This is a genomic window from Stenotrophomonas sp. STEN029 (assembly GCF_056760015.1).
The window spans coordinates 1-20,739 of the sequence record NZ_JBRREC010000060.1 but is presented as its reverse complement, the minus strand read 5'-3'; the positions used below and the strand labels follow the sequence as shown (position 1 = coordinate 20,739).

Sequence of the window (20,739 nt, the reverse complement as noted above, 5' to 3'; positions counted from 1 at the left end):
CCGTGTTGTCTGTCATGAATACATCGCCAAGCCTGCCATTGTTTCCGCTGCACGCAACCTTGCTGCCGGGCGCGGCGTTGAACCTGCGCGTGTTCGAGCCGCGTTACCTGGATCTGGTCCGCGAGTGCGGGCGTACCGGCGGCAGTTTCGGTGTCTGCCTGATCCTGCATGGCGAGGAAGTCGGTGCACCGGCAACGCCTGCTGCCTGGGGCGTCGAGGCCACGGTTGAGGATTTCGATGTCGGCCCCGATGGCGTATTGGTATTGCGTCTGCGCGGCGCGCGACGCTTCCACGTAACGACAACCCATGTACGTGACAACGGCTTGGTGACGGCGGATGTGCAGTGGTGCGAGCTCGACAGCGATGATGAACTGCAGCCGGAACACGGGCTGCTCGCTACCTTGCTGGAACACATCATCGAGCAGATAGGCGGCGAGTACGCCGCCGCCGGTCCGGCACAGTTGGATCAGGCAGCGTGGGTGGGTTGGCGCCTGGCCGAACTATTGCCGCTCAGCGAAACCCAGCGGCTGCAGCTGTTGCAGGAGAACGACCCGCGGCGACGCCTGGATCGATTGCTGGAATGGATTCCGGAGCTGGACGTGCCGATCGAGGAAGAGCTGTAACCCGGTTGCAGGATGTGGGAGCGCGGCGTAAGCCGCGAAACCAATACATCACCAGATCTTGATTGACGCGGGCAGCGAGGCATTGCCAGCGTCGCGGCTTACGCCGATCCCGCAGTGCTGGCCAGCAATGCCTTCGTAGTGCCGAGTCATGCTCGGCAGGGGGCGTTACCGGGAAAGCTTCTGCCGAGCATGGCTCGGCACTACAGTCGTTCTTGCGGTGCTGGCTCGGCACGGATCATCAACAACGGCAAACCCGTCTCCGGCTGCACCTGTTGCTGGGTTTCCAGGCCTTCCAGTGACTGCTTGAGTGCGTCCAGTGCAGGATCGACGCCACGCAATGGCCGCCACATGCCAAACAGCTTCAGGTGGCGCTGGTAGCGCAGCGTTTGTGCGCTGCCCAGCCATACCGGCGCCTGCCCGGGTTGCAGGCGTGCAGAGGATGGCCACAAACGCAGTGCATAGACCTCATCCGGGCGTTCGCCGGGACGCAGCATCAGTAGTGCCTCGACATTGGTGTCTAGCGTGGCAGGCAACACCGGTACCTGCTGTGGCGTGGCTTTCATGTCCAGCATCATCAGTGCTTGTTGCCAGCCGGCCTGCGGCTGCAGGGTCCAGCCGTTGCGTTCCAACTGCTGCTGCAGGGCCGGCAAGGGACCGGCAACCTGCACATCCAACGGCCAGCGCTGGTCGTCATCGAAATCATTGCGACGTGCTGGAAGCTCGCGCCAGCCCTGCTGCCACCAATGCGACGCGTCCATCAGTGTGGTCGCGGCGGCCGCCGGTTCGAACTTGGCCAGCTTGGCCGGCACGTTGCGTGGCGCATACCAGAGCCCGGCCACCAGGAACGCGCCATAGAACAGCCATGTCACTGGCTTGACCCAGAACGAGCGGTTGAAGCGGCGGCGATAGGCCACGCCCAGCACCAGCAGCCAGAACACGCCGAACAGCATGCCGCCGATCACGTCGCTGAGCCAATGCGCGCCCAGGTAGATGCGGGCAAAGCCAATCACCGTGACCACCGCGCCGGACAGCAGGTACGGCCAGACGCGGGTGCGCCCCGGCAGCTCGCGGCCGATCAGCACGGCAAAGAAGCCGAAGGTGATGGTGGCCATGGTCACCGCCACCGACGGGAAGCCAAAGCCGCTGCTGGCAGCCGGTGGCCGCACCACGTCGACGGTGGCACCCAGCAGCTTGGTCAGCGCCAGGCCGAAGGCCAATGCTGCCAGCCAGTGGAGGACCGCCATCCAGCGCCGCCGCCAGGCCAGGTAGCCCATGCCTGCAGCGATGGCGGGCAACAGCACCTGCCAGTCGCCCAGCGAGGCCAGTGCGGCCATCGGGTAGTCGGCCAGCGGGTTGCGCAGGGCCAGCATCAAGCGGTGCACGGCCAGGTCCAGGGCCAGCGGTTCGCCGTGGCCGACCACCACCATCAGCAGTGCAAACCAGCCCCAGCCCAGCACCAGCAGCATCAGCGCCAGCATCGCCAGCGGTACCGATTCGCGGCGCTTGGGGTCGAACAAGTCACTCAAGGAGTGGCCGATGAAGCGCGGGTGGCGGTGCGACCAGGCCAGCAGGCGGGCCAGCCAACCGTCCATGCGTGTCGCCGACCAGCGGTAGCCGTACAGCACGATGGCCCAGACCAGGCCCAGCAGGGCGCCCAATAGAGCGACCACCAGGAACAGCCGTCCGGCCACCGCCGCGACGGCGTCATAGGCCTGTCCAAGCGCCCAGCCGGGCAGCAGGAACAGGATGGCCCAGGACAGGCAGGCCAGACCGCTGGCCTTGAGATAGCTGACGAAACGCATGTTGGCCATGCCGGCGATGGCCGGAACAAATGGCCGGATCGCACCGACATAGCGGGCGATCAGGATGCTCTTGAACGCATTGCGGCGGAACATGACTTCGCCACGGTCCAGCAGCTGTGGATAACGGCTGAACGGCCATACGCCGCGCAGGCGGTCACCCCAACGGCGCCCCACCCAATAGCTCAAGCCGTCGCCGGCAAAGGCGCCCAAGGTGGCGCATATCACCGCATAGGGGCCGGACAACTCGCCCATGCCGATCAATACACCTACCGCGATCATCAGCGGCAAAGCCGGCACGATGGCGCCGAGGATGATCACGGCATCGCAGAAGGCGATGGCGAAGATCGCCAGGCCAGCAAGGACGGGGTTGGCGGCGATCCACGCAAGCGTGGCGTCGATCCAGGAAGAATTCATCAGCGGATTATAAAGGGAAGCCCGAGTCAGACCGATGGCAGCGGCAGAGGTTCAGTGGATCGCAGGTGTGGTCGTTCACCTGCGATGTCGCTCAGTGAAAGGCGCGCGGGCGGCTAGAATGTTGCAATGACTGACTCTGCGCCCGCACCCGTCACCGCGCTGAAGGCTGACAGCTTCGGACAAATCCTGTTGATGGAAAGCCCGCAAGGGCGCTTCGTGCGCCGCGACCTGGGGGCGACGCCCTTGTGGTTGCGCCTGCCGGCCTGGTGGCTGGCGCGGCGGGAAGCGCGTGCGCTGGCCAAGCTCGACGGCATGGAGGCGACGCCGAAGTTGCTGGCTTGGGACGGACATTGGCTGGACCGCAGCTACATGGAAGGTGCGGCCATGTACCAGCGCCCGCCACATGGCGATCTGGCGTATTTCCGTGCCGCGCGGCGCCTGCTGCAACGCGTGCACCGGCATGGCATCGCCCACAACGACCTGGCCAAGGAAGCGAACTGGCTGGTGCGCGAGGACGGTTCCCCGGCGCTGATCGATTTCCAGCTGGCGGTGTGCGGCAACCCGCGTTCGCGCTGGATGCGGCTGTTGGCCCGCGAAGACCTGCGCCACCTGCTCAAGCACAAACGCATGTACTGCCGGCAGGCGCTGACCCCGGTGGAGCTGCGCCTGCTCAAACGGCATTCGTGGATTCGCGAGCTGTGGTTTGCCACCGGCAAGCCGGTCTACCGCTTCGTCACCCGCCGCATCCTGCATTGGGAAGACAACGAAGGTCAGGGGCCCAAACCTTGAGCGCCGCCGTGCGGGCGCGCGAGGTGGACATAGCGGTGGGCGCCTTGCTGCACCCCCAGCTGCCGGGAAGTCATTTTGCGCATGCCGCAAGGATAGCCCTGGCCCGGCGGCCGGAGAGCGCGGTACAGGCCTATCTGGATATCGCCCGGCAGGTGCCGGCCTGGTTCGATGGCCTGATGCGACTGCGCAATGCCGGCATGCGGCTGCTGGGAATGAAGCATCTGGGCGCGATCCGCAGCGTGCCGGTGCATGCACCGCAAGGGTTGGCAGTTGGCGACAGGCTCGGGATATTCACCGTGCGGGCGCTGACGGCCGATGGCGTGGTACTGGGCGACAGCGACCGTCATCTGCGCGTCGAACTGTCAGTAGAGCTTGGCCCCGGCGATGACAGCTGCGAGTTGCAGGTGAGCACCGTGGTCCACCTGCACCGACCGTTTGGCCGTCTGTACATGTTGCCGGTAGCGCCCTTGCACCGGGTAATCGTGCCGCGTCTGCTGGAGCGCTATGCGCGGCGCATGGTCATGTCCGGACGAGGTTGAGCTGCACGGACTGTGCTGAGCGCAGTGCAGGCTCTGCCATGGCGGCTGATCTGCGCTTTCTCAGCGCAGTTCGAGCAATTGCCGGCCTTTGAAGCTGCGCTTGCCATCAAAGTCGTAGCCAATGGTCACATGGCCATCGTCGGCGCAGGCATGGCAGCTGCGCAGTGGCGTGGTGTAGCGCAGGCGCACGCCGCCATCGGGCAAAGCCTGGGTGCCGGCGGACACGGCAGGTGCGAACGGGCCGGAGTCGGGGTGCTTGCTGGAGAAGGCTTTGTAGGCATCCGAGCCGCGTGCTGCGTCATCGAGCACTTCTTCGTCCACATCGATGGCCAGGCCGTTGGCATCCACCAGCCAGGTGCCCTGATTGGTATTTGCGCGGAAGGGGAACTCCAGCGTGGCCACGCCGATGCCTTCGACGTTCTGCCATGCGGTGACATAGCCAGGCTTGCCCTGCGCTGACAAGGTGCTGGCAGCCGTCAGTGCGGCGGCAGACGCACCGCTGCTACGCATCATCTGCAGCAGGCAGTTGTCGGCGGCGGTGTCGGTGCGGCAGGACTCGATCGACCCCGTCCATACGGCATTGGGACCAATGCGGGCAGCCTGTTCGCCCAGGCCGGTGGTCTGTGCGGTGACATCCTTGGCCGCCGCCGGTACTTCAGCAGGGAGGGGCGGCTTCTGGCAGGCACCAAGGCCAAGTGCGAGCAACAGCGGAGCAGTCAGGTGGAGTGTCTTCATCGGGAATCCTTGCGCGATATCCCACCAGTATCGGCAAGTCATATGAACCCTGAGTGTCGAAGTCCGGGCAAACCGCAGGACTGTGCGTGAGTGCAGGTATCGGCATAATGCGGCTTGCTTTCTTACCGGTCCCGGAGTGCGCATGAGCAGCTTGCAAGGCAAGACCCTTTTCATCACCGGTGCCTCGCGCGGCATCGGTCTGGCCATCGCCCTGCGCGCCGCGCGCGACGGTGCCAACGTTGCCATCGCCGCCAAGTCGGCGGTCGCCAATCCCAAGCTGCCGGGCACCATCCACACCGCTGCCGAGGCCGTCAGGGCCGCAGGTGGCCAGGGGCTGGCGCTGAAGTGCGACATCCGCGATGAAGACCAGGTCAATGCTGCGGTGGCTGCAACCGTGGACACCTTTGGCGGTATCGACATCCTGGTCAACAATGCCTCGGCGATCTGGCTGCGCGGCACCCTCGATACGCCGATGAAGCGTTTCGACCTGATGCAGCAGGTCAATTCGCGCGGCAGCTTCCTGTGCGCGCAGGCCTGCCTGCCGCACCTGCTGCAGGCGCCGAACCCGCACATCCTGACCCTGGCGCCGCCGCCCAGCCTCGACCCGAAGTGGTGGGGCCCGCATACCGGCTACACCCTGGCCAAGATGGGCATGAGCTTCGTCACCCTGGGCCTGGCGGCTGAGTTTGGCCGTCAGGGCGTTGCAGTCAATGCCTTGTGGCCGCGTACGGTGATCGCCACCGATGCGATCAACATGATTCCCGGTGTGGATGTGGCGGGCTGCCGCAAACCCGAGATCATGGCCGATGCCGCCCATGCGGTGCTGACCCGGACCGCGGCTGGTTTCAGTGGCCAGTTCCTGCTGGACGACGAGGTGCTGGCGGAGGCGGGCATCACCGATCTGTCGGGTTATGCGATGGACCCGACACGGCCGCTGATGCCGGATCTGTTTCTCTGAGAAGTGCCGAGGCCGATGTTGTCTCCCTCCCTTGCGCCGTAGGCGTAGGGGAGGGTTGGGGAGGGGGTGGTTTTCAGGGCCTTTCTCGCATCACCAGCTTCGCGGCTTACGCCGCTCCCACAACCTGCGCGTGGCACTCAATGCTCCAGATGCTCCGGCAACTCATGTCCGCAGCGGTTGCAGTACTTCGCCTTGAACTCATGCCCTTCGTGCCCGCACACCGTGCAGCCACGGTTGTCGCGCCGGCTTTCGCGCAGCATGTTGCCAGCCAGCTCGGCGGTGTAGATGCCGGTCGGCACGGCCAGGATGCTGTAGCCGATCAGGATCAGTACCGAGGTGATGAAGCGGCCCAGCGTGGTGTGCGGGACGATGTCGCCAAAACCCACCGTGGCCATTGTCACCACCGCCCAGTACATGCTGGCGGGGATGTTGCTGAAACCGTACTGCGGGCCTTCGATCACATACATCAAGGCGCCGGCGATGATGGCGATGGTCACCACCATCGACAGGAACAGCAGGATCTTGCGGCGGCTGCGCCATAGCGCGGCCATCAGCACGCCGCTTTCCTCGATGTAACGGGTCAGCTTGAGGATGCGGAACACCCGCAGCAGGCGCAGCACCCGCACCACCAGTAGGCTCTGTGCGCCGGGGATGAAGAAGGAGATATAGGAAGGCAGGATCGCCAGCAGGTCGATGATGCCCCAGATGCTGAACGCGTAGCGCAGCGGCCGCCGTACCACCAGCAGGCGCAGCAGGTACTCGGCGGTGAACAGCAGGGTGAAACCCCACTCGACCACATAGAACCAGCTGGCCCAGGCAGTGTGGATGTGCTGCACGCTGTCGAACATCACCACCAGCACGCTGGCGAGGATGGCCCAGACCAGCAGCAGGTCGAAGCGGCGCGAGGGCGGGGTGTCGGTGCGGTGGATGATGTCGAACCAGCGGCGGCGCCAACCGCTGTCGCTGGCCGGGTTCAGTTGGGGGGCTGAGAACAGTCGCATGCGCCCATTGTGCCGCAGGCCCACGGAATGGAGGACAATGGACCGTTCACACCCACTGATCTGGAACGCCATGACCGCTGTCGTCGAGCCGTTGTTGTCCCTGTCCAATTACTACCTGCCGGTCTACCGCCCGCGCCAGCTGGTGCTGGAGCGAGGCCAGGGCGCGCGACTGTGGGATACGCAGGGCCGTGAGTTCATCGACCTGGCCGCTGGCATCGCGGTATGCAGCCTGGGCCACAACAACCCGGACCTGAAGGCCGCCCTGTTCGAGCAGGCCGACAAGCTGTGGCATACCAGCAACATGTTTTACAGCGAGCCACCGCTGCACCTGGCGCAGGAACTGGTGGATGCCTCGCGCTTCGCCAAGCGCGTGTTCCTGTGCAATTCCGGCGCTGAAGCCAATGAAGTGGCGATCAAGCTGGTACGCAAGTGGGCCAGCGCGCAGGGCCGTGGCCCGGAGAAGCGTTTCATCGTGACCTTCCGTGGCAGCTTCCATGGCCGCACCCTGGCCACGGTCACCGCTACCGCCCAGCCCAAGTACCAGGAAGGCTACGAGCCGCTGCCCGGTGGCTTCCGTTACGTGGACTTCAACGACGTCGCCCAGCTTGAAGAAGCGATGGCCGCTGGCGATGTTGCCGCGGTGATGTTCGAGCCGGTGCAGGGCGAGGGCGGGGTGATGCCGGCCAGTGCGGAGTTCATGCGCCGCGCCCGCGAGCTGTGCGACCAGCACGATGCGCTGATGGTGCTGGATGAAATCCAGGTCGGCATGGGCCGTACCGGTGAGCTGTTCGCGCATTGGAACTGGGGCGTGACCCCGGACATCGTCACCCTGGCCAAGGCGCTGGGTGGCGGCTTCCCGATCGGCGCGATGCTGGCCGGCCCCAAGGTCGCCGACATCATGGGTGTTGGCGCGCACGGCAGCACCTTCGGTGGCAACCCGCTGGCGGCAGCGGTTGCCCGCGTGGCGCTGCGCAAGCTGTCGTCAGATGAGATCAAGGCCAATGTCGTGCGCCAGTCGGCCGCACTGAAAGCCGGTCTGGAAGCAATCGGCGAAGAGTTCGGCGTGTTCGAGCAGGTGCGCGGCATGGGCCTGATGCTGGGCGCGGTGCTGAAGCCCGACTACGTCGCTGACATCGGCGTGCTGCTGGATCTGGCGGCCGAAAAGCAGGTGCTGATCCTGCAGGCCGGCACCAGCGTGCTGCGTTTCGTGCCGGCGCTGAACATCACCGACGAAGAAGTGGCGGAAGGCCTGAAGCGCGTACGCGAGGCGATTGCGGCTTACATCGCCTCACGCGGCTGAAACAAGCGATAGCACTGGCGAGCCCAGTGCTGCGGAAACCTGATGCCCCCGACCTGTTCCGCGTACAGCGGTCACTCGGGGGCATCGTGTATTTGTGGTCTGAGTCAGTGCAAAGGTCGGGACGCAGGCATTTACAGCAGCCACAGCCGCAATGGCAGCAACTGCCATGCAACCAGCAGTCCAAAGCCGGGCAGGGTCGCCAACAGGCATGCCGTCAGCAGTCGCGTTCCGCGCTCGGCGCGTCGCCATCCATGCAGCCCCACTGCTGTTCCTGTCACCAGCGCCAACGGCAGCAGCAAGCTCACGCCGGCCAGCGACATGCTCGCTACAGTCCGGTCACCCAGTTCCAGCAGGGATTGCCGATGGAGCAAGGCTATTGGCAGCAGCAAGGCCGTACCGGCCAGGAATGGCAGGAGAACCGGATGCTGCCAACGCAGCTTTCCGCGTATCGCCAACACAACACCGGCCAGCATCATGATGACAACGCCGATCATGGTGATGGACAGCAGCAGCCCAGGCACGATGATGCGCCAGGCAGGAACCCGCACATGGCTGCGCAGCCCGTCGCTCAGGACAGGTTGACCATCTTCACCTATCAACAGCACATGCGAGGGTAGAACCCGGCCGTCCGCCCGGAACAGCCGCTTGCCAAGCGGCTGCAGCAACTGCGCATCCCTGGATAGTGAACGTAGACGGAGCTGGTCGCCAACCGTGTCCACGCGAATGAAGTCGGTCAGCGCCTGCAACGGCGCAATTGCAGGCATTGCCTGTGGTGAACGGATGTAGAAGCCGTTCCACTGTGACAGCGAGATGGTGGTGGGTGATGCGGCCAGCGCTGACGAAACGGGCGGCAGTGCGAGTGCTTCGACAAGCCGCTGGTTAAGTCTTTCGTTCTTGGCGTCTTCGTTGTCGGTGTTGGTGGCAACGAAGAAAGCGCTGCGTTGCTGCGGAAATATGCACAGCATCGTCCAGTAGCCAACGGTGTTGCCAGGATGGCAGCCGCCGATCTGGCCGTGTCGATCACGCCCGACCAGTACCAGTCCATGACCGAGTGGCAGGCCCGCGCGTACAGCCTCGGTTCCAGCCGGTGCGGTCACTGCGTTCATCAGGTCCATTGCAATGAAGGGCTGCCCAGCGTTGCTGCCGTCGCCAAGCAGGAAGCTGGCGAACAGCGCCATGTCGTCGGCGGTGGTGGTCAGTTGCGCGCCAGGGCGTAGAAACGTCGGTACGGCAGGTGCGGGGCGCGCCTGTTCAAAGTGGCCCATCGCAAGATGCGGGTCTGCATGCGTGCCGGTCTGCGTGGTGTAGGTGAAGGTGCTGTCTCGCATCCCCAGCGCGCTTAGCACTTCCCGGTCCATCCAGGTTTCGTAGCGTTCACCGCTGATGGCCTCGATCACCTGCCCCAGCACGGTGTATCCAAGGTTGGAGTAGCTGAAGCGGCTGCCAGGCTGGCTGAGTACGCGTAGCGGCGCACGCTCCGTTCCGGATGCGGTGGCCAGGGGCACGTCAGCCGTCGCGCGAAGACTGAAGAACTGGCCCAGTTTTAGGTTCTCCAGGCCAGCTGTATGCGCAAGCAGGTGGCGCACACGTACCGGGTGCGTGGTTTCCCAGTGATTATCGAAGCGGATTGCAGGAACCACCGCTGTCACCGGTGTCTCCAATGAAAGGCGGCCTTGACTGACCAGGCGCAGCACGCCGATGGCAAGCACCGCTTTGGCAACCGAGCCTACGTGCACGCGAGTGGAGTCCTGCATGGGCATGCGACTGGCCGCATCGCGCACGCCTGCGGAATCGCTGACCGTACTGCCATCTGCCGCGACGGTGGCCCAGACCGCGCCTTGCAGTCCTTCCTCATCAAGGATCTGCTGCATGTCGGCATACAGTTGGCTTCTGTCATTGGATGCAGCAAAAGGTGTCGCCAAGAGGGATGCGCATAGCAGAAGAATCTGCACAAGGGTCTTCATGGCGTAGCTGGTGCTGGCAGGAGCGGGAACGCGACCGAGGTCAGTCCGTCGTCGTGGCGTATGTCCAGCGCAATGCCGTGCTGCTCGCAAAGCCGGTGCACGATAGAAAGGCCCAGTCCGAAGCCAGTGCTGTTCGCTCCCTTGCTGAAGGCATCCAATGCCTGGTCGCTGATGCCATCGCCGGGGTTGGTGATGCGAAGCTGTTCGGCCTCAGTGGCGATGCGTATCGTGCCGGCCGCTGTATGCGCGAAAGCATTGCCGATCAGGTTGGCGAGCAATACCTGCAACACTGCCAGTGGCAGCGTGCTGTTTGCGGAAAACGGGACGTCGATATCCAGCTCGATCTGCTTGTCGTCCAGCAGTGGCGATTGCTCGACAACCACGCGCTCGATCACCGGTAGCAACCGGTTCGGGCAGCCAGCGGCAGGCAGCGCCTGTTCGCGGGCCAAGGCCAGCAGCATGTTGACCGTTTGTTCCAGCTGCAGCGTGGACTGGCGAATGTGTGAAAGCCCCTGCTGTGCCGCAGGCGACAGCGACGGATCACGGGCAAGGCGCTCGGTGGTTCCGCGAATGACGGCTAACGGTGTGCGCAGCTCATGGCTGGCATCGCGGGTGAACTCGCGCTCGCGGATGACGAAGGCACGGATGCGGGTGATCAAGGCCTCCAGCCCACGTGCCAGCACGCCGACTTCGTCGTCGGCAAAGCGCTGCGCATGCACGGCAGGCAGGTGATCGGGCTTGGCGTTGTCGACAAGCTGGGCAAGCCGCGACAGTTGTGCGGTAGTGCGACCTGCCAGCCATGCGCCGAGCAGCAGGGCCAGCGCAATCACCGCGACGCCAGACCATGCCAGCAGCTGCAACAAACCCGCGCGCTGTGGCCGAACAACCAGCAACTGGCTCACCTCGGCCAGCAACCAGGCCGGTTCGGCAGCAGCATCAGGCTGCAGGCGCTGCAGATGGTAGTGGCGACCGGCGCTGCCCGGGAATTCACGCCGACGCGGTTCGCGTGCAAGGGTGCTTGCGATGCTGTCGGGCAGGTCTGTCGCAGACTCGATCACCTGCATCCATGATTCGCGTGGTGCCTTCCATGCGCCGGTCTGCGCGTGATGCTGCAGTTGCTCGCTGGCTTCGCGCTCCAGCAGCCCGTTGAAGAACATGTCCTCAACCGCATAGGCGAACGCCGCCACGTACAGCCCGAACAGCGTGGCGACCACCAGCGTGAAGCCAGCGAAGGCCAGCATCAGCCGGTTGCGCAGGCGCTTGCGTGGTGTCGTGGATGGATTCGTCACGCTATGCCCTCATCGGACTCAAGGCGGAAGCCGACGCCATGCACGGTCTTCAGCATTGGCGCGGCAAATGGTTTGTCCAGGGTTTGCCGCAACAGATAGAGGTGCGTGCGCAACGGGTCCGAGTCGGGTGGCGTATCGCCCCAGAGGCGTTGCGCCAGTTCGCTGCGGGTCAGCGTGCGCGGCCATGCTTCGGCCAGCGCCAGCAGGATGTCGAAGCTGGTCTGGTGCAGCGCTATGCGTTGCCCCTGGCGCTGCACCTCGCGGCTACGGTGATCGATCCGTAGGCTGCCGATGCACAACACGTGTTCGCGCCCGGCGCGATGGCGTTGCGACAAGGCCAGGCAGCGGGCCACCAGTTCCTCGCCAGCGAAGGGCTTGACCAGGTAATCGTCGGCGCCACTGCGGAAGCCAAGCAGGCGGTCGTCCAGTGCATCGCGCGCGGTCAGCATCAGGATCGGGATATGCCGGTCGGACTCGGCGCGCAGGCGCTGGCAGACCTGCAGTCCATCAAGGCCGGGCAGGCCCAGATCGAGCACCAGCACGTCAGGTGGGTCGACCAATGCCATTTGCAGGCCGCTGCGGCCGTCGGCTGCGAAGCTGGCGTGGAATCCGTGTGCGGACAGCAACGCCTGCAGGTTGTCGCGTAGCAGGCGGTTGTCCTCGATCACAAGGATGCGCAGGGCGGGCTGGGGCATGGTTCAACCATCGATCTGTCGCAGGAGGGCTTGAGCCTGTTCCAGCTTCGGATTGCCTGCCAGTGCCTGGAGTACCAGGGCGCGTGCCTGCGCCGGTCGCTTGAGCGTGAGGTGGGCCTGGGCGGCGGCAAGTTTCAGTTGCGCCTCCTGCATGTGTGGCAAGGCCAGTTCCATGACCTGCAAGGCCTGCTCCAGGGCGGCATCGTTGGGTGCTGCCTGTGCCTGGTAATAGCCGAGGATGCCGATCAGCTCGACGTGATGGCGGGAGACATCGGCCGCCAGTGAGGCATGTGCGCCTTGCACGTCGCCGCTGAGCAGGCGTTCCACCAAGGCCATGCTGGCTTCATCGCGCCACGGTGTGCGGGCGACCGGTGTGCGACCTGTCGCCCGCACGATGGCTTCTGCAACGGCGGTGGTGGAGTAGGGGTTCTGGCCGGTGATCAGGCGGCCATCGACCACCACCTTCGGCATCATCAAGGGGGCTTCTTGCCATTGCGCGCCACGCTGGCGCAGCGCATCCTCGAGCAGCCAGGGGAATTGCGGCGCCCACTTCTTGCCGAATATCGCTTCCTCTTCATTGCTGAAGCCGGTGAGTTGGCGACCAGCGACAAGCAGGCTGCCATCGGCCAGTCGTACCTCGGCCAAGGCGGCTGGACCGTGGCAGACCGCGGCCACGATGCCGCCGTTGTCCCATACCGTGGCCAGCAGCTGCTGCAAAGCCTGGTCACGTGGCAGGTCGAACATCGCGCCCTTGCCGCCGACCAGATACACGGCGGCGTAGTCGGAAGCGTTCACCGCGGCAGTAGCCTTGGTGTTGGCCAATTGCCGCATCGCCTGGGCATCGGCCAGCAAGGCAGCGTTGAAGGGCTCGTTCGGGTTGTATTTATCGGCCTCCACCGCGCCGCCCTTGGGGCTGGCGACCTCTACCTGCAGGCCGTTGGCCTTGAATACCAGCCAGGCCTGCGACAGTTCGTCGAACTCGTAGCCGGGGCGTTGTTTCCCCGCATCCTTGCCTTCACCGCTGACCACGATCAGTACCTTGTCCGTTGCGGCACTTGCATGCTGCGGCAATGCAGGAGCCAGCAGCAGGAGGGACAGCAGTAATCGAGAGGGCAGGTTCATCGGTGGCTCCAGTGACTTGGGAGGCCAGTGTCGCCAACGGATATCAAATGAATTTCAATCGGGGCGGGAAACCAGGTCAGCGCAGCAGGTGATGGCGTTTTAGCAGGCGTCGTAGCGACTGTGCATGAAACGCCGTATCGGCAGGCAACCCGGCCTCGCGGGCGCCCTGTACGTTGCGGAACAGATGGTCGACGAACAGGCTTCGCTCCGGTGCGCAGCCGAGCGCTGCACAGGCCGCCAGATACGCTTCCGGATCGGGCTTGCGCGCGCCGAGCGCAGCGCTGCACAGCACGCGCCGACCCGGTAGCAACTTCTCGATCACCGGCCGCGTCAGCAGGCCATTGTTGGTCAGTACCGCAACCTGCACATCCGCATGGACGCGCTCCAGCACCGCCATGCAATCGCTGCGCAGCGTGGTCGCAGCGAGTCGTGCGGCATGCCAGTGTGGCGCACCCAATGCGCTGCCAAGGCGTCGATTCAATGCCTGCAGCAACTGCTCACCATCCAGCTCACCGCGGGCATGGGCGAACTCCAGCCCGTCCGTGCGCAAAGCCGCGTCCATTTGTTCAGGCGTGCAGCCGGCAGCGTCGGCAAGCTGGCGCAGATGGATACGGTGATCGTAATCGGCGAGCAGACCATCGAAATCCAGCAATAGTGCGTGTGGTCGTTGCATCGATGGCGAGGTAGGAACGGGGTTGCAGTATCGCTGGCATGGCATCGATGTGCAGCCTGCGACATCGCGTCACAGGTGAAATCAGACACATTTGCCTAGAATCAGGACACTTTGGTTGTCATAGTGTGGAGTTCACCGTGAAGCGTTCCAGCCTGCTGTTGTTGGCCCTTGCCGGCCTGTTGCCTGCCGCGCCCGCGCTGGCCCGTACCTGTGCGGTCACCATCGAAAGCAACGACCGGATGCAGTTCTCCGTGCCGCAGATCCGGGTTGCCGCCGATTGCACGCAGGTGGACCTGACCCTGAAGCACACCGGCAGGATGCCGGCCACCGCGATGGGGCATAACTGGGTGCTGACGCGCACGCCGGATTTCCAGCAGGTGGCCACGGCCGGTATGCGTTCGACGCTGGCAGACAGTTATCTGCCGAAGAATGATGCGCGGGTGATCGCGTTCACGCCGGTGATCGGTGGCGGGCAGACCACGCAGGTGCGCTTTGCGACCAGCAAGTTGACGCGTGGTGGTGACTACACCTTCTTCTGTTCGTTCCCGGGGCACTGGGGAATGATGAAGGGCAAGCTGGTTTTTGGGTGAGCTGATGAGCAGCTCGAATCTTGGGTTCGAGAAGCTTCAGAGCAAGAGCCGCCCTCACCCCAACCCCTCTCCCGTGAACGGGAGAGGGGCTTTACTTCGATCATTCGCACTGCAGGTTGATCAACCTGCCGCAACCACCTTGAACGCCTCACGTGCCGCAACCAGCGTGGCTTCAATCACCGCATCATCATGCGCGCTGGACAGGAAGCCGGCCTCGTAGGCTGACGGGGCGAGGAACACGCCGCGCTCCAGCATGGCGTGGAAGAAAACGTTGAAGGCCTTGATGTCACAGGCGGTGGCCTGTGCGTAGGTCTCGACCTTCTCGCTGCTGAAGAACAGGCCGAACATGCCGCCGACGCGATTGGTGGTCACGGCCACGCCGGCATCGCGCGCTGCCGCTTCGAGGCCATCACAGAGCGTGTTGGTTGCCGACGTCAGGCGCTCGTGGAAGGCCGGCGCCTGCACCAGCTGCAGCATCGCCAGGCCGGCGGCCATCGCCACCGGGTTGCCGCTCAGCGTGCCGGCCTGGTAGATCGGGCCGGCCGGTGCGATCTGCGACATCAGCTCGCGGCGGCCGCCATAGGCGCCTACCGGCATGCCGCCGCCGATGATCTTGCCGAAGGTGCTCAGGTCCGGGGTGATGCCGTAGTACGCCTGCGCGCCGCCGAGGGCAACACGGAAGCCGGTCATCACTTCGTCGAAGATCAGCAGCGCACCATGCTGCGTGCACAGCGCGCGCAGGTGCTGCAGGTAGCCCTCACGCGGCGGGATGCAGTTGGCGTTGCCGACTACCGGCTCGATGATCAGGCCGGCGATGTCGGCGCCCTGCTGTTCGAACAGCGCGGTAGCCGCTTCGAAATCGTTGTAGGGCAGGGTGAGGGTGAGTTCGCTCAACCCGGCCGGCACGCCCGGCGAGGTCGGCACGCCCAGGGTCAGCATGCCGCTGCCGGCCTTGACCAGGAAGGAGTCGCCGTGGCCGTGGTAGCAGCCTTCGAACTTGACGATCTTGTTGCGGCCGGTGGCGCCGCGCGCCAGGCGGATCGCCGACAGCGTCGCCTCGGTGCCGGAGTTGACCATGCGCACCATCTCGCAGGACGGCACCAGGCGGGTGATGGTCTCGGCCATGGTGACCTCGGCCGCGCACGGGGCACCGAACGACAGCCCATTGCCGATCGCCTGCTGCACGGCCTCGCGCACGGCCGGGTGGTTGTGGCCGACGATCATCGGGCCCCAGGAGCCGACGTAGTCGATGTAGGCATTGCCATCCACGTCATGCAGGTAGGCGCCATCGGCGCGCTGCACGAAGAAGGGTTCGCCGCCGACCGACTTGAACGCACGCACCGGTGAATTGACGCCACCCGGCAGCAAGGTCTGCGCGCGGGTGAACAGGGCGTGGGATTGGGCGTGGTTCATTGTGAAACTCCTGGACAAGGCAGTGATTCAAAGCCCCTCTCCTTTCGGGAGAGGGGTTGGGGAGAGGGTAAGGCGCGCCTCGTACCGCCTGGCTTCGCCCTTACCCTCATCCGCCCCTTCGGGGCACCTTCTCCCGGAGGGAGAAGGAACCTGTCATTTGTGCTGGAAACAGCCCCGATAAGACTCAAGCGCCGCCACCGGATCGGCCTCGCTGAACACGCCGCTGATCACCGCGATCAGATCCGCGCCAGCGTCCACCACAGGCCGACTATTGTCCGGGGTCAAACCACCAATCGCTACCCGTGGCACGCCCAGTGCGGCGCTTTGTCGCAGCAGCTCCGGGTTGGCGCGGCGCGGGGTGACCTTGCTGCGGCTGGGGAAGAAGGCGCCGAAGGCCACGTAGCTGGCCCCGGCAGCAACCGCGCGCTGGGCACGCTCGAGTTCGTCATAGCAGGACGCGCCGATGATGGCCTGCGGGCCAAGCAGGGCACGGGCGGCGGCGATGTCGCCGTCGTCTTCACCCAGGTGCACGCCGGCGGCGCCGACCTGCAGTGCGAGGGCGGCATCGTCATTGATGATCAGCGGAACCCCGGCTTCGGCGCACAGTGCCTGCAGGGCAGTGGCCTGGGCCAGGCGGGTGGGCGCATCGACCGCCTTGTTGCGGTATTGCAGCCAGGTGGTGCCGCCCAGCAAGGGGCGGACCCGTTCGAGCAGGCGCGCGCTGTCGGTTTCGTCGGGGGTGATCAGGTAGACGCCACGGGCGTCGGCAAGCTGTCTCATGTATGGCTACCGGTACGGCGTGGGGAATGTGACAATCAACGCCGCTTCTCTGTCCGGTGATTATCCCCGATGTCCGACGCTACGGCCTCCAACCTGCGCAACTGGATGTGTGTCGTCTGTGGCTTCATCTACAGCGAGGCCGATGGCTTGCCGGAAGAAGGCATTGCCCCGGGCACCCGCTGGGAAGACGTGCCCGACACCTGGACCTGCCCGGACTGCGGCGTGACCAAGGATGACTTCGAGATGGTCGAGCTGGATTGAGCCGCAGCGCGTGGCTTGTGCTGTTTGTGGGAGCGGCGTCAGCCGCGAAGCCACTGCCGCATCCGAAGCCATTGATCAACGCAGCACTTCTGCAGGAGCGACTTTGCGCACGAAGCCAAGACGCCCCTTCGGTAGGTGAATGTGCTTGGCCGACTTCGGATACCGCAATGGCTTCGCGGCTGATGCCGCTCCTACAACCGGCTTCGGATGCCGCAATGGCTTCGCGGCTGATGCCGCTCCCACGAAAGCCTGGCAAGGCAGGTGCTATGCCGGGCTCAATGCAGCCTCGGTTTTTCGCCACCCAGTTCCACCAGACGCTCGCGGATGCCGATGGCATCGGCGGCTTCCGGCGCCATCTTCAGGTAGCGCGCCAGATCGGCGCGGGCACCGGCCAGATGCTCCAGCTGCATGTAGGCCAAGCCGCGATCGCGTACGGCATCGGCCTGCTCGGGGGCCAGCTTGAGGATGCGGTCGGCGCTGCGTGCGGCGCGGTCCCATTCGCCGCGTTCAGCATAGACACCGTGCAGGTTGCGCAGCATTCGCATCAGGATGGCGCGGTGCGGGGCAGGGTCCAGGATCTGTGCCAGCACGTTGTCGTCCGGGGTCTCGCCGCCCAGGTTGCTGCGTGCGCGCTCGCGCAGTTCGTCCACACTCAACGGTCGGCCACCGTTGAACGGGTCCATGATCAGCACCCCGTCTTCCACCGGTAGCCGCACCAGGAAATGGCCGGGGAAGGAAATGCCCTCCAGCGGCAGGCCAAGCCGGCGCGAGACTTCGATCTGCACCAGGGCCAGCGAAATCGGGTTGCCCAGGCGGCGCTCGAACACCTCGTTGAGGTAGCTGTTGCGTGGGTCGTAGTACTCGTCGTTGTCACCGCTGTAGCCCACTTCATTGAAGAGGTGGTTGTTGATGGCGGCAACCTTGAGCGGCCATTCGCCGATGGCGTCCACTTCCACCCGCAGGTGATCGGCATGGGCCTGCAGCACGCGGTCATAGGCGGCCGGGTCCAGCTGTGGGTATTCGTCGCGGGCGATCAGCAGGGCAGTCGACAGCAGCGGCAGTGCCTCATCGGGCAAGCCGGCCAGTTCTTCCCACTGTGGCAGGGTAATGCGTGTTTCAGACATGCCCCCAAGACTGGCGGCAAAGCGGCGCCGGTTCAAGGGCGCCGCTGTTCAATTTGTGTGTATCAGTCAGTTGCCGGTGGCGATGCCTGGGCCGAAGGTCAGCTCGGCGCCGTCTTCCAGCTTGAGCTTGGCGGCCTGGCCGGCGTTGAGCTCAAGCACGTACAGGGCCGGGTTGAAGCTGGGGTAGGGCGGGCACATGTCGCCGGCCGAGCACGGCGGCACATCACGCTGCTGGCCGACCAGGCGGCGCTGGCTGTCGAAGTAGAGGATGTCCAGCGGGATTCTGGTGTTCTTCATCCAGTACGCCTGCGGTTCTTCGCGGTCGTGGATGAACAGCATGCCGTGGTCGGCGTCCATCTGGTCGCGGAACATCAGGCCGCGGGCGCGGGTTTCGTCGTTCTGCGCCAGTTCCACGTTGTAGCGGGCACCGGCCAGTTCCACCCAATGCTTGCTGTCGGCGCTGGCGCAGCCGGCCAGGGCGAGCAGGGACAGGGCAAGGAGGGTGCGCAGGAATGATTTGGGCATGGGTTGGGACCGGCTGGGAAAGAGAACCATCGGATCGGCTGGGGAAGTCAAAAGCTTCCCCTCATCCGCCCGTTGGGCACCTTCTCCCGTGAACGGGAGAAGGGAAGAGCAACGAGCCAACGCTGGAGCAACAGCCAAAGCCAAAGCCAAAGCCAAAGCAACAGCTTTGCTGGCTTGGCTTACAGCACCTGCGGCGGCTCGCCGCCGATGATGACTACGTCAGCCGGGCGGCGGGCGAACAAACCTACGGTAACGACGCCGGGAATCTGGTTGAGCTGCTGTTCCAGCTTCACCGGGTCGGTGATCGCCAGGTTATGCACGTCCAGAATCAGATTCCCGTTGTCGGTGACCACGCCGTCGCGCCATACCGGCTGACCACCGGTCAGTGCCAGGATCTCGCGGGCGACCAGGCTGCGTGCCATCGGGATCACTTCCACCGGCAGCGGGAACTTGCCCAGCACCTTGACCTGCTTGCTCGGGTCGACGATGCAGACGAACTGCTTGCTGGCCTCGGCGATGATCTTCTCGCGGGTCAGCGCGGCACCGCCGCCCTTGATCAGGTTCTTGTTGCCGTCGCATTCGTCGGCACCGTCCACGTACAGCGACAGGCCGCCGGTGTGGTTCAGGTCCAGTACTTCGATGCCGTGGCCTTTCAGCAGGGCAGTGCTCTGGTCGGAGCTGGAAACCGCGCCTTCGATCTGGTCCTTGATGCGGGCCAGGGCTTCGATGAAGTAGGCAACGGTGGAGCCGGTGCCGACACCGACAATCATTCCCTTCTGGATGTACTCGATGGCTTTTTCGGCGGCCAGGCGCTTGGCTTCGGACATGGTGGGCTCGATCAGTTGGAAAACGGGTTTTTTGTAGGAGCGGCGTGAGCCGCGAAGCTGAAGTCGTCTCAGGTCACCGGCCTCGCGGCTTACGCCGCTCCCACAAGAGGGAATTATTTGGCTTTCTTTTCCAGCGACAGCAGCAGCTTCCACTGTGCAGCGGTAACCGGGAACACCGAGAGGCGGTTGCCCTTGGCGGTCAGCGGGAAACCTTCGCCCAGTTCCTCGGCATGCAGCTTGATCTCGTCCAGCGCGATCACCTGCGCCAGCTTGCGCTCGAAACCCACGTCCACCAGCATCCAGCGCGGTTCTTCGCGGCTGCTCTTGGGGTCGAAGTAATCGGATTCTGGATCGAACTGGGTGTCGTCCGGGTAGGCTTCGCTGGCCACCGTGGCAATGCCGACGATGCCCGGCACCTTGGTATTGGAGTGGTAGAACAGGATGCCGTCGCCGACCTTCATGCCATCGCGCATGAAATTGCGTGCCTGGTAGTTGCGCACGCCATTCCACGGTTCCGTGCCCACGCGCTGCAGGTCGTCGATGGAAAAGGCGTCCGGTTCGGACTTCATCAGCCAATAGCGCTTGCGGGCGGTCATGCGTTCAACGGTTCCGGGTAGAGAGTGGCCTGCTCGGTACAGATGGCATCCACCGCCACATCCCAGTCCTCGACCGGCAATGACGGCAGCTGCTGGGCGGAGAAACCTACCCCCACCAGCCACGGCGGCGCGGCCTGGCGCTGCCGAAATGCGAAGCTGCGATCATACCAGCCGCCCCCCATGCCCAGCCGCCGGCCACCGTCATCAAAGCCCACCAGCGGGGCGACGACCAAGGCCATTTCTTCCGGCCGCAGTGCCTGCGTGGGGTCGACATCCGGTTCGGGAATGCCATAACGGTTGCTGACCAGTGCCTGCCCGGGCCGCCACGGGGCGAAGCGCAGCAGCTTGCCGTGCAGTACCGGCAGGCAATAGGTCTGCTGTGGCGGCAACTGCATCTGCCAGCGGTGCAGGGCGATCTCGCCGTCCATCGCCCAGTAACCGGCGACATGGCCACTGATCCCGGCGAAAGGCAGGGACAGGAGGTTTGTGGCCAGGGCTTCGGCCGCGGCGATGCGCTCGGCGGCGGGGATGTCGCGGCGGCGCTGGCGCAGTTGTTGGCGGAGGAGTTGGCGGGGGTCGGTCATCTGCGAAGGTCGAGGCTTGGAAGCCCATCTTCCAGCGGGAAAGGGGTGGGGAGAGGGTAAGTGCGAAGCACTTGGGGAGCCAAGCTTTTGTAGTGGCGGCCCCCGGGGGGGGTGTGGGGTGGCGAGGATTGAAAA

General features: G+C 64.7%; 22 protein-coding genes. 7 read left to right on the top strand and 15 right to left on the bottom strand.

The features are described 5' to 3' along the window. The first annotated feature begins 14 nt into the window (after positions 1–14). Positions 15–623, top strand: coding sequence for an LON peptidase substrate-binding domain-containing protein (locus ACVOLI_RS13550; protein WP_481614807.1), 609 nt, complete (start codon positions 15–17; stop codon positions 621–623). Between the two features lie 200 nt (positions 624–823). Here ACVOLI_RS13550 and ACVOLI_RS13545 read toward each other — a convergent pair whose 3' ends face one another. Continuing rightward, positions 824–2,839 (bottom strand): bifunctional DedA family/phosphatase PAP2 family protein, encoded by a 2,016-nt coding sequence (locus ACVOLI_RS13545; RefSeq protein ID WP_481614806.1) that lies wholly within the window; start codon positions 2,837–2,839, stop codon positions 824–826. A 126-nt stretch (positions 2,840–2,965) separates the two neighbouring features. Between ACVOLI_RS13545 and ACVOLI_RS13540 the strand changes: the two genes are divergently transcribed. Further along, positions 2,966–3,628: a protein kinase family protein gene (locus tag ACVOLI_RS13540; protein ID WP_481614805.1), complete on the top strand. Its 663-nt coding sequence runs from the start codon at positions 2,966–2,968 to the stop codon at positions 3,626–3,628. Continuing rightward, positions 3,625–4,167: a DUF2867 domain-containing protein gene (locus ACVOLI_RS13535; protein WP_481614804.1), complete on the top strand. Its 543-nt coding sequence runs from the start codon at positions 3,625–3,627 to the stop codon at positions 4,165–4,167. The genes ACVOLI_RS13540 and ACVOLI_RS13535 overlap by 4 nt, the downstream gene beginning before the upstream one ends. A gap of 60 nt (positions 4,168–4,227) precedes the next feature. Here ACVOLI_RS13535 and ACVOLI_RS13530 read toward each other — a convergent pair whose 3' ends face one another. Further along, positions 4,228–4,902 (bottom strand): hypothetical protein, encoded by a 675-nt coding sequence (locus ACVOLI_RS13530; protein WP_481614803.1) that lies wholly within the window; start codon positions 4,900–4,902, stop codon positions 4,228–4,230. A gap of 142 nt (positions 4,903–5,044) precedes the next feature. Between ACVOLI_RS13530 and ACVOLI_RS13525 the strand changes: the two genes are divergently transcribed. Then, complete coding sequence (locus ACVOLI_RS13525; RefSeq protein ID WP_481614802.1) at positions 5,045–5,860, top strand: SDR family oxidoreductase; 816 nt, start codon at positions 5,045–5,047, stop codon at positions 5,858–5,860. Between the two features lie 137 nt (positions 5,861–5,997). Here ACVOLI_RS13525 and ACVOLI_RS13520 read toward each other — a convergent pair whose 3' ends face one another. After that, positions 5,998–6,861 carry an ion transporter gene (locus ACVOLI_RS13520; protein ID WP_296250305.1) on the bottom strand — a complete coding sequence of 288 codons (864 nt, stop codon included), beginning with the start codon at positions 6,859–6,861 and terminating at the stop codon, positions 5,998–6,000. 70 nt (positions 6,862–6,931) lie between these two features. On the opposite strand from ACVOLI_RS13520, the gene ACVOLI_RS13515 reads away from it, so the two are divergent. Further along, positions 6,932–8,161 (top strand): acetylornithine transaminase, encoded by a 1,230-nt coding sequence (locus ACVOLI_RS13515; protein WP_481614816.1) that lies wholly within the window; start codon positions 6,932–6,934, stop codon positions 8,159–8,161. A gap of 131 nt (positions 8,162–8,292) precedes the next feature. On the opposite strand, the gene ACVOLI_RS13510 is transcribed toward ACVOLI_RS13515, so the two are convergent. The 5 genes from ACVOLI_RS13510 to ACVOLI_RS13490 form a co-directional block, all read right to left on the bottom strand. Further along, the gene (locus ACVOLI_RS13510) at positions 8,293–10,032 is read right to left on the bottom strand and encodes a serine hydrolase domain-containing protein (protein ID WP_481614801.1); all 1,740 of its coding nucleotides are present in this window, start codon (positions 10,030–10,032) and stop codon (positions 8,293–8,295) included. Positions 10,033–10,121: 89 nt separating this feature from the next. After that, positions 10,122–11,414 (bottom strand): sensor histidine kinase, encoded by a 1,293-nt coding sequence (locus ACVOLI_RS13505; protein ID WP_481614800.1) that lies wholly within the window; start codon positions 11,412–11,414, stop codon positions 10,122–10,124. Next, positions 11,411–12,109 carry a response regulator transcription factor gene (locus ACVOLI_RS13500; RefSeq protein ID WP_481614799.1) on the bottom strand — a complete coding sequence of 233 codons (699 nt, stop codon included), beginning with the start codon at positions 12,107–12,109 and terminating at the stop codon, positions 11,411–11,413. Before ACVOLI_RS13500 ends, ACVOLI_RS13505 begins: the two co-directional genes overlap by 4 nt. Before the next feature lie 3 nt (positions 12,110–12,112). Then, positions 12,113–13,231: a type 1 glutamine amidotransferase domain-containing protein gene (locus ACVOLI_RS13495; protein WP_481614798.1), complete on the bottom strand. Its 1,119-nt coding sequence runs from the start codon at positions 13,229–13,231 to the stop codon at positions 12,113–12,115. Between the two features lie 76 nt (positions 13,232–13,307). Then, positions 13,308–13,904, bottom strand: a complete 597-nt coding sequence (locus tag ACVOLI_RS13490; RefSeq protein WP_481614797.1) for an HAD-IA family hydrolase — start codon at positions 13,902–13,904, stop codon at positions 13,308–13,310. A 137-nt stretch (positions 13,905–14,041) separates the two neighbouring features. Here ACVOLI_RS13490 and azu point away from each other — a divergent pair, with 137 nt between their 5' ends. Then, positions 14,042–14,494 (top strand): azurin, encoded by a 453-nt coding sequence (azu, locus tag ACVOLI_RS13485; protein ID WP_282271671.1) that lies wholly within the window; start codon positions 14,042–14,044, stop codon positions 14,492–14,494. A 120-nt stretch (positions 14,495–14,614) separates the two neighbouring features. Here azu and hemL read toward each other — a convergent pair whose 3' ends face one another. Together hemL and thiE are read right to left on the bottom strand one after the other, a co-directional pair. Then, positions 14,615–15,907, bottom strand: a complete 1,293-nt coding sequence (gene hemL, locus ACVOLI_RS13480) for a glutamate-1-semialdehyde 2,1-aminomutase (RefSeq protein ID WP_481614796.1) — start codon at positions 15,905–15,907, stop codon at positions 14,615–14,617. Positions 15,908–16,060: 153 nt separating this feature from the next. Then, on the bottom strand, positions 16,061–16,687 hold the full coding sequence (gene thiE, locus ACVOLI_RS13475; RefSeq protein ID WP_481614795.1) for a thiamine phosphate synthase: 627 nt from the start codon (positions 16,685–16,687) through the stop codon (positions 16,061–16,063). A 69-nt stretch (positions 16,688–16,756) separates the two neighbouring features. Here thiE and ACVOLI_RS13470 point away from each other — a divergent pair, with 69 nt between their 5' ends. Beyond that, positions 16,757–16,948, top strand: coding sequence for a rubredoxin (locus ACVOLI_RS13470; protein WP_282271680.1), 192 nt, complete (start codon positions 16,757–16,759; stop codon positions 16,946–16,948). 275 nt (positions 16,949–17,223) lie between these two features. Here ACVOLI_RS13470 and ACVOLI_RS13465 read toward each other — a convergent pair whose 3' ends face one another. From ACVOLI_RS13465 to ACVOLI_RS13445, 5 genes are all read right to left on the bottom strand, one after another. Then, positions 17,224–18,072: a SirB1 family protein gene (locus ACVOLI_RS13465; RefSeq protein ID WP_282273212.1), complete on the bottom strand. Its 849-nt coding sequence runs from the start codon at positions 18,070–18,072 to the stop codon at positions 17,224–17,226. Positions 18,073–18,138: 66 nt separating this feature from the next. Continuing rightward, positions 18,139–18,597 (bottom strand): DUF192 domain-containing protein, encoded by a 459-nt coding sequence (locus ACVOLI_RS13460; RefSeq protein WP_481614794.1) that lies wholly within the window; start codon positions 18,595–18,597, stop codon positions 18,139–18,141. 179 nt (positions 18,598–18,776) lie between these two features. Further along, positions 18,777–19,424, bottom strand: a complete 648-nt coding sequence (gene rpiA, locus ACVOLI_RS13455) for a ribose-5-phosphate isomerase RpiA (RefSeq protein ID WP_481614793.1) — start codon at positions 19,422–19,424, stop codon at positions 18,777–18,779. A 113-nt stretch (positions 19,425–19,537) separates the two neighbouring features. After that, positions 19,538–20,020: an EVE domain-containing protein gene (locus ACVOLI_RS13450; RefSeq protein ID WP_481614792.1), complete on the bottom strand. Its 483-nt coding sequence runs from the start codon at positions 20,018–20,020 to the stop codon at positions 19,538–19,540. Beyond that, entirely contained in the window at positions 20,017–20,604 is a 588-nt protein-coding gene (locus ACVOLI_RS13445) for a 5-formyltetrahydrofolate cyclo-ligase (RefSeq protein WP_481614791.1), read from the bottom strand. Before ACVOLI_RS13445 ends, ACVOLI_RS13450 begins: the two co-directional genes overlap by 4 nt. Positions 20,605–20,739 lie beyond the last annotated feature (135 nt).